At 59.4% G+C, this 7,027-nt stretch carries 8 protein-coding genes and 1 pseudogene; 7 read left to right on the top strand and 2 right to left on the bottom strand.

All coding sequences use genetic code 11. The features are described from left to right. Positions 1 to 168 precede the first annotated feature (168 nt). Positions 169 to 501, bottom strand: coding sequence for a hypothetical protein (locus tag FXB41_RS35860; RefSeq protein WP_219685100.1), 333 nt, complete (start codon positions 499 to 501; stop codon positions 169 to 171). A gap of 145 nt (positions 502 to 646) precedes the next feature. Next, entirely contained in the window at positions 647 to 1,264 is a 618-nt protein-coding gene (locus FXB41_RS35855; protein ID WP_219685099.1) for a LabA-like NYN domain-containing protein, read from the bottom strand. Between the two features lie 1,347 nt (positions 1,265 to 2,611). Between FXB41_RS35855 and FXB41_RS35850 the strand changes: the two genes are divergently transcribed. From FXB41_RS35850 to groEL, 7 genes and pseudogenes are all read left to right on the top strand, one after another. Next, entirely contained in the window at positions 2,612 to 2,917 is a 306-nt protein-coding gene (locus FXB41_RS35850) for a helix-turn-helix domain-containing protein (RefSeq protein WP_219685096.1), read from the top strand. Between the two features lie 760 nt (positions 2,918 to 3,677). Continuing rightward, positions 3,678 to 3,890 carry a hypothetical protein gene (locus tag FXB41_RS35845; protein WP_219685094.1) on the top strand — a complete coding sequence of 71 codons (213 nt, stop codon included), beginning with the start codon at positions 3,678 to 3,680 and terminating at the stop codon, positions 3,888 to 3,890. Continuing rightward, positions 3,866 to 4,447, top strand: coding sequence for a bifunctional DNA primase/polymerase (locus tag FXB41_RS35840; protein WP_219685092.1), 582 nt, complete (start codon positions 3,866 to 3,868; stop codon positions 4,445 to 4,447). The genes FXB41_RS35845 and FXB41_RS35840 overlap by 25 nt, the downstream gene beginning before the upstream one ends. A gap of 183 nt (positions 4,448 to 4,630) precedes the next feature. Further along, positions 4,631 to 4,831, top strand: a complete 201-nt coding sequence (locus tag FXB41_RS42200; protein WP_219685090.1) for a hypothetical protein — start codon at positions 4,631 to 4,633, stop codon at positions 4,829 to 4,831. A 32-nt stretch (positions 4,832 to 4,863) separates the two neighbouring features. After that, positions 4,864 to 5,049, top strand: a pseudogene (locus FXB41_RS35830) (transposase); the annotation flags it as partial. 772 nt (positions 5,050 to 5,821) lie between these two features. Next, positions 5,822 to 6,136: a co-chaperone GroES gene (locus FXB41_RS35825; RefSeq protein ID WP_219685087.1), complete on the top strand. Its 315-nt coding sequence runs from the start codon at positions 5,822 to 5,824 to the stop codon at positions 6,134 to 6,136. A gap of 45 nt (positions 6,137 to 6,181) precedes the next feature. Next, the coding region (gene groEL, locus FXB41_RS35820) for a chaperonin GroEL (protein WP_219685085.1) at positions 6,182 to 7,027 on the top strand (846 nt) is incomplete at its 3' end.

The following is a 7,027-nucleotide window of genomic DNA, read 5'->3' as shown; positions in this document are numbered from 1 at the left end:
TCTGCCTGACGTCTGAGAAGATCATCGCTAAGCTTCGCGCCGCAGGCTACTCGCAGATCCAAGGAGGTGCCGACCGGAAAGATCAAGACCTACAAGGCCGTCAAGGAAAGCACCGCGCGCTCGCTAATCGTCGACAGCACCGGCCACATCGCAGAGGTGGCGAGATAGCTAGACGGGCAGACGAAGCCAAACGTCTTTACTGGACAGCGTGCCGGTTGGCGTCGCAATCTCCATATCGACGACGCGAAACGAGCCATGACTTTCGTAAACGTAGCGAAGGTGCCAGACCGGACCGAGTTCCGGCGAAAGGGCGAAGTCGTCCAACGCACGTGCGATGTTGTGAACGGCATCGCGTCGCCCGATCGGTGCGGAGAACATCGTCTCTATCAGCGCGGCCAGGCTCATGCCGCCGACCAGCATGGCTCGTGCAGCTTCGTCGCCGTGAGAAAGCCGGAGGGCGGTCATGATGACCGCAATAGCGTCGGGGTTCTTCAGAGTCACAGCAGGTTCGCCTCGCCAGCAAAAACATAATGCCGGATGCCGCCCTTTTCATGCAAGCGACAACGAGCCGACGCCAACATATCTCAAGCGACAAACATGCCCACCGCGAGCCGCGCTTGCGGAATGCGGGCGCCGCCTTCAGGGTCTAGTCGTGTGGGTCATTTCCCTTCGGCTCCTGCAAGAATTTTGGCATGTGTCCACGCGCTTCACGATCACGCGGGGCCGGGCGTTCGGACGGGTCGCGGCCGAGTTTGGACTGCAGCTCGACGAGGTCGGTGAAGACGTCGGCCTGGCGACGCAGCTCGTCGGCGATCATCGGCGGCTGGCTGGCGATCGTGGAAATCACGGTGACCCGCACGCCGCGGCGCTGAACGGCCCCGACCAGGGAGCGGAAGTCGCCGTCGCCCGAGAACAGCACCATCTGGTCGATGTGCTCGGCGAGCTCCATCGCGTTCTCGGCGAGCTCGATGTCCATGTTGCCCTTGACCTTGCGGCGGCCGAAGGCGTCGATGAACTCCTTGGTCGCCTTGGTGACGACGGTGTAGCCGTTGTAGTCGAGCCAGTCGATCAGCGGCCGGATCGAGGAGTACTCCTGATCCTCGATGATGGCGGTGTAGTAGAACGCCCTCAGCAGCGTCCCGCGGCTCTGAAACTCCTTGAGCAGACGCTTGTAATCGATGTCGAAGCCCAGAGTTTTCGCCGTCGCGTAGAGATTGGCTCCATCGATGAAGAGCGCGATCTTGTCGGTAGAGGAAGGTGACATTCAGTTCACGCTTTTCGGTGAAACAGCGCAGAGTGAGCTGGAAGCATTGCGAGACGGCGACACGGATATGTCGGTCGCATTCTACCTGGATCGCTAGTGAATACTTAGCCTCAACTATTTTCAAATGATACCAGGGCTCGAAACCCCGACATGAGCCGAAAGTTGGTTGGTCGGATCTGTAACGTCTCCTGTCCAACATGACATCGCCGAGTACAAGAAGGCATTAAAGAGTAAGTATGCTGCCGGTGAATATGCTCCAAGCCAGATAAATACGTTGCAAAAGCGTCTGGAAGCCACAAACTCGCTGCAACCCGGTAAAGGGTCGCGGCGACACAACTCGGATGGCGGGCCCATTCGCCGATAGGACCGAATCCGGACGCAAGAGTTGCCTTGAATCCTCAGCCCTGCGCCGAGTTTAAGCCTGCCGGCGGGTTGTTTTTGACTGTGCGCGATTGAGCGCGTTCACTCCATGGCGTGGATGGAGACTAACGTGATCACTTGGCTGCTAGTCATCATCATCGCGGTCAGCATTGCAATCCTGATCGCCCACGCGATTGACGCCATACGTTCCTGAGGCCCAGCGAGCGGCGAGATGCTTAGAGATATCTTGCCAAGGCAACCGTCGGTTCTGTGATCGTGGGACGTCGGACACGGCAGACATGTCGCCTTAGAAGCAGCCCCATTCCAGCGATTTGAGCATGCGCCCAAGCGCTGGGTTGCTCACATCACGCGGACAGACGGCCAGAACATCCTCATGGTTCTGACAGCGTCTGAGCGCCGCCGCTTCGGGCAGTCGAAGCGACTAACGCGCCTCCGACTCTGACTTCGAAATGACGATCGTCATCTACGAGATGCTGGTTCAAGAGGAAAATAGCCGACAGGTGGCGGCCCCGCTTACAGGGCGTTTGCCTTTGGTTTTGATCGCCTCAACATCAGCTCTAGCAACCTACAGGTTGGCTGTGCGCACGATCAGCAGCGGCCGCGGTGGCCAGCGTAGCGGTGCGTCCGCCGGGTGGGACACGTGATAAAGCTTCCGAAAAATCACAGATATCGAGTAAACCTCGAGCCTAGCCGTCCAACTTCTCGACGCAGGTGAAGTGGACACCACCAAGACGCGGCAAACAGGCCAGCGCAAAGTGCTCCGCAGTGCGTGCAACGCGCGAATAGATCAAAGGGATTTAGCGGCCGGTGTATGCCGTTCGTATGTCACTTTGTGCCGTGACTTTTGTATGTCATTGCCAACATAGACATTCGAGACAATAAGTTCAGCGTCGCACTTTGCCTGGTTTGCCTGAGTTGCTGTTTGCCTGAAGCGACATGCCCCGTTCCTTCAGGAGTGCAAATCCCGTGGCCCGCAAGCAGACCGCAACAGCAAGTGCATCTTTTTCCCCTCGCGAATACACACTATGGCGCGATAGACCGCTATCGCAGCTCAAGATCGCAGCTGAGATCGCCGGCGTGTCGCCAGCGACTCTGTACCGCTTCGCAGATGAGGGCAAGCTGAAGCTGCGGGAGTTTGGAGGCCGCACGCTGGTCTCTACCGAAAGCCTCGTCGCGCTGCTCGATACGGCGAAGGATTGGACCCCGCGAAAGCGCGGCGAAGAAGCGCGGGCTGCTCGTAAGACGGCGGCTCGTTCGGCTCTAACGGCTTAGACGGGCATCTTTACCGTGAAGACGTTGCACAGCGCCAACCCGCGCCCATTGAAGCTTGTCATTTCGAAGCACCAGTCAGCTCCGGTCACCGGCCCAGCGCTGGCCGCCATTAGAGCGACGGTTGATCTAAACTCGGCAGACATGGGCCGGCTTCGCGCCGCTTTTCGAACAGATTGCTCAACAGCTCGACAGCGCCATAGCAGAGCCGAACCTCGATCGCTACTTCGCAGCCGACGGCACACAGATCGTTGTCGCCATCAGTGATCTTAGATGGCGCGGCGCCACGTTGTTTGTGGCCTACGCAGGTGACGAAATCGAACCGATGGCGGTCGGCGCGCAGTCCTTCATCGCTGCCTCAATTGCGGACCTCGAGCGCGCCGGCGAACCCGCGACGTTGAAGGATTGTCTCGTTACGATTTGGTCAGAATGGGGCCGGAGCGCGCGCAAGCGTATGCGAAGCGGCGCGGCTGCGCTTGGCGCCTCGCCGGATGTTCAGGTCGGAAGTCTTTTGGCCTGCTTCCCGCATGTTCGGCGCGAGCTGAGCGAAATCGCAAGCAAGGGCGCGGCCGTGCCGCCGCTGGTGGTGGGACTCAGTTCGCCAGCCGGTTCTAACCTAGGAAGTGGAAGCTGCGCGCCGCCGCCTGCTCGCTGCCGAAAGGGTCGCTTTCTTCCGGCCCTGTAGCCGGTCGTGCGTAGAGTGAGGCGCAGATGAATTTTGTTCCCAAGACGCCGACGCCCTCAACCTTCCGAGACCTTTGGAATGGGGTTTCGCAGGCTGGTACCGGTGATCCCGCCGAACGCCGAGATCAGCGAAACGTCTTCGCTCTTCAACCGCATCGGCACCAGCCAGGACGCCCGCGGCAAGGTGCCAGGCGTCAGAGGGCAGGACGGGAAGTGGCATTCCTTCGATTGGACAAAGCATGAGGCCGACGAGACCGATCTTCGCCGGTGGGCCGCAATGGGGCAGGAATAGGCGTCAAGCTGGGCGAGGGTCTGCATCTGATTGATGCGGACGCACTCGACAAAGCTCACGCGGCGCTGATTCAGCAGGCACTCGTAAAGCACATCGGCGTCACCCCTTGTCGAATTGGAAATTTTCCAAAGGTCGGCTATCTGTGCCGCGTGTCGGAGCCGATCAAATACTGCCGGATAGAGTTCGGCCCGCTCACCGAGAAGAATCAGCCGCGCGGCCGAGTCGAGATCCTGTCAGACGGTCGCTTTGCGGTCTTTCACGGCATCCACCCCAAAACTCAGTTGCCTTACGTTTGGCCGTTTGCGCTAAAGCCATTTGCCGAACTGCCGATCGCCACGCCAGCACAGATTGTGGCGCTGCTCGAGGAATTGCGATCGATCCTACCGGCCGCGAAACCGATCGTGACAGAAGGCGCAGTGACCCAGGTCAGCCAGGCATCATTGCGCGGTGACCCGGACGCAGTTCGGCGCGCCGTTGAAGCAACGCACAACACGTCTAAAGCCTTCCCGACACGCGAGTCCTGGGGTGGACGCGGGAGTCCACTAGGACCTCCGTGATCGCGTTTCGAAGGCCGTCGTGGTCGAGGATGCGGATCAGTGCGTCGACCGTGGCCGTGGCATCGCGCTGATGCGTCAAGTAGTCGGCCAGCGCGATCATGGCCTCATCATAGCTCTGCTCAATCTGCTCAGCCGGGTTCAGACGCACCATCACAGGTCCTCCCGCAAACCCTTGAAGGGCGGATGCCGGACCTTGCCCTCGGCCGACTTGCCTCGATACTCGACCTGATGTCTTCGCCAATGAAGATCCCCGAGATCAAGACCACGCTTGCGTCCATGCCGTGCGAAGACGGCGAAGAATCGTCCGTGGAGGAAAACGAAACGCAGTTCGAATTTGGCGCCGAGCTGCGGCTGACCTTGCCCCGCGGGTTTAATCCGGTTTGAAGTTCGTTCTGGCCCACGACAAGGACCAGAGCATGAAGCGCAGCCGCTTTTCGGAAGAGCAGATCATCGGGATCTTGAAGGAGCATGAGGCCGGCGTGTCGGTCGCCGATCTGTGCCTCAAGCATGGCCTCAGCGACGCCAGCGTCTACAAATGGAAGGCCAAGTTCGGCCATGAACGTTGTCGAGGGAAAGATTGCCCTGCTGACGCGAGACGGCTTTGCAGCCGAACTCTCTCGTCCAGGCTGTAACTTCAAACGGACTTGGCTTGGAGGACTGCTTCATGGGCATTGTCTTGTGTCGTATTGCCCGCTTCTGCTTCGGCGGTCTTGCTGCGACACATGCAGTTCCCGGACGCTCTTCTTCACCGCGTGCCCCTGCGTGGAAGGCTCGTCAAACACCCGCAATCCGACTCACTCCCCTTCAAATCCTTCTCCATCCGCCGACGAAGCAGGAAGAACAAATGAGGTCTGAGAGACGCGTCTGAAAATGGACGAGGTGCCGAACGATCTGAGCACGTTCCTGCGTTAGCTCTCGCCAATTAGCGTTGCCTCGCCTCGACGTGCTGAGAGCTATCGGATCATCATCAAGCGGAGCGATACCTCCAATTCCCGACCGCTGCCTTAGGTCTCAACGCATCGCAATCTTGGAACGAAGTCAGCCGACGATTCGCATCTGAACCGGCACCAGATCGGCGTTCCTTTACCTTCTCGAATTTAAGGTCAACGCGGCAGAGGAATTGAACTGGTCGGCGACATTAGGTCTTGAGACGTACAAACTCACTCAGAAGAAGGTCGGGTGCTCGGCGGCAAACTCGAATAGGTGATCTGGGTAAGCCCCATAGAGATCCCGCGCGACGAGCCGATTTTCCGGTTACAAACCCTTGTCCCCCCGGAAATCAGTCCTATTTCAGCTGCGCCCGCGTTGGCACTCGCGGGCAATGATTGCTAGCAACGTCAAATCATCAGCCAGTGTAAACGCTTAGGAGATCTCATGGAATTTCGTCCGCTTCACGACCGCGTCGTGGTCAGGCGCATCGACGCAGAGGAAAAGACCGCTGGCGGCATTATCATTCCGGACACTGCGAAGGAAAAGCCTTCCCAAGGTGAAGTCATCGCAGTCGGCCCCGGTGGCCGCGACGAGAGCGGCAAGCTGATCCCGATAGACGTCCTGGTCGGCGACCGCATCCTGTTCGGCAAGTGGTCAGGCACCGAGGTCAAGATCGACGGCCAGGAGCTGTTGATCATGAAGGAGAGCGACATCATGGGCGTCCTCGACGTCCCCGCTTCCAAGAAGAAGGCGGCGTAAGAGCCCCTCTCTTATCCAGTTTAAACACCTAAGGAAAAAATCCAGATGGCAGCTAAAGAAGTCAAATTCTCCGTCGATGCGCGCGACAGGATGCTGCGCGGCGTCGACATTCTCAACAACGCGGTGAAGGTGACGCTGGGCCCCAAGGGCCGCAACGTCGTGCTCGACAAGTCGTTCGGCGCTCCCCGCATCACCAAGGACGGCGTCACCGTCGCCAAGGAGATCGAGCTCGAGGACAAGTTCGAGAACATGGGCGCGCAGATGGTGCGCGAAGTCGCCTCCAAGTCCGCTGACGCGGCCGGCGACGGCACCACCACCGCCACCGTTCTGGCGGCTGCGATCGTTCGTGAAGGCGCCAAGTCGGTTGCGGCCGGCATGAACCCGATGGACCTCAAGCGCGGCATCGACCTGGCGGTGGAAGCCGTGGTCGCCGACCTCGTCAAGAACTCCAAGAAGGTCACCTCGAACGAGGAAATCGCCCAGGTCGGCACCATCTCCGCCAACGGCGACGCGGAGATCGGCAAGTTCCTCGCCGACGCCATGAAGAAGGTCGGCAACGAGGGCGTCATCACCGTCGAGGAAGCCAAGTCGCTCGAGACCGAACTCGAGGTCGTCGAAGGCATGCAGTTCGACCGTGGCTACATCTCGCCCTACTTCGTCACCAACGCGGACAAGATGCGCGTTGAAATGGAAGATGCCTATGTCCTCATCAACGAAAAGAAGCTCTCTCAATTGAATGAACTGCTTCCGCTGCTGGAAGCCGTAGTGCAGAGCGGCAAGCCGCTCGTGATTATCGCGGAAGACGTCGAAGGCGAAGCCCTCGCCACCCTCGTCGTGAACCGTCTGCGTGGCGGCCTGAAGGTCGCTGCCATCAAGGCTCCGGGCTTCGGC

The organism is Bradyrhizobium canariense, from assembly GCF_019402665.1.
Taxonomy (GTDB): Bacteria; Pseudomonadota; Alphaproteobacteria; order Rhizobiales; family Xanthobacteraceae; genus Bradyrhizobium; species Bradyrhizobium canariense.
Note: the sequence above shows the minus strand (reverse complement) of the source record. Positions and strands in the feature narration are given on the sequence as shown.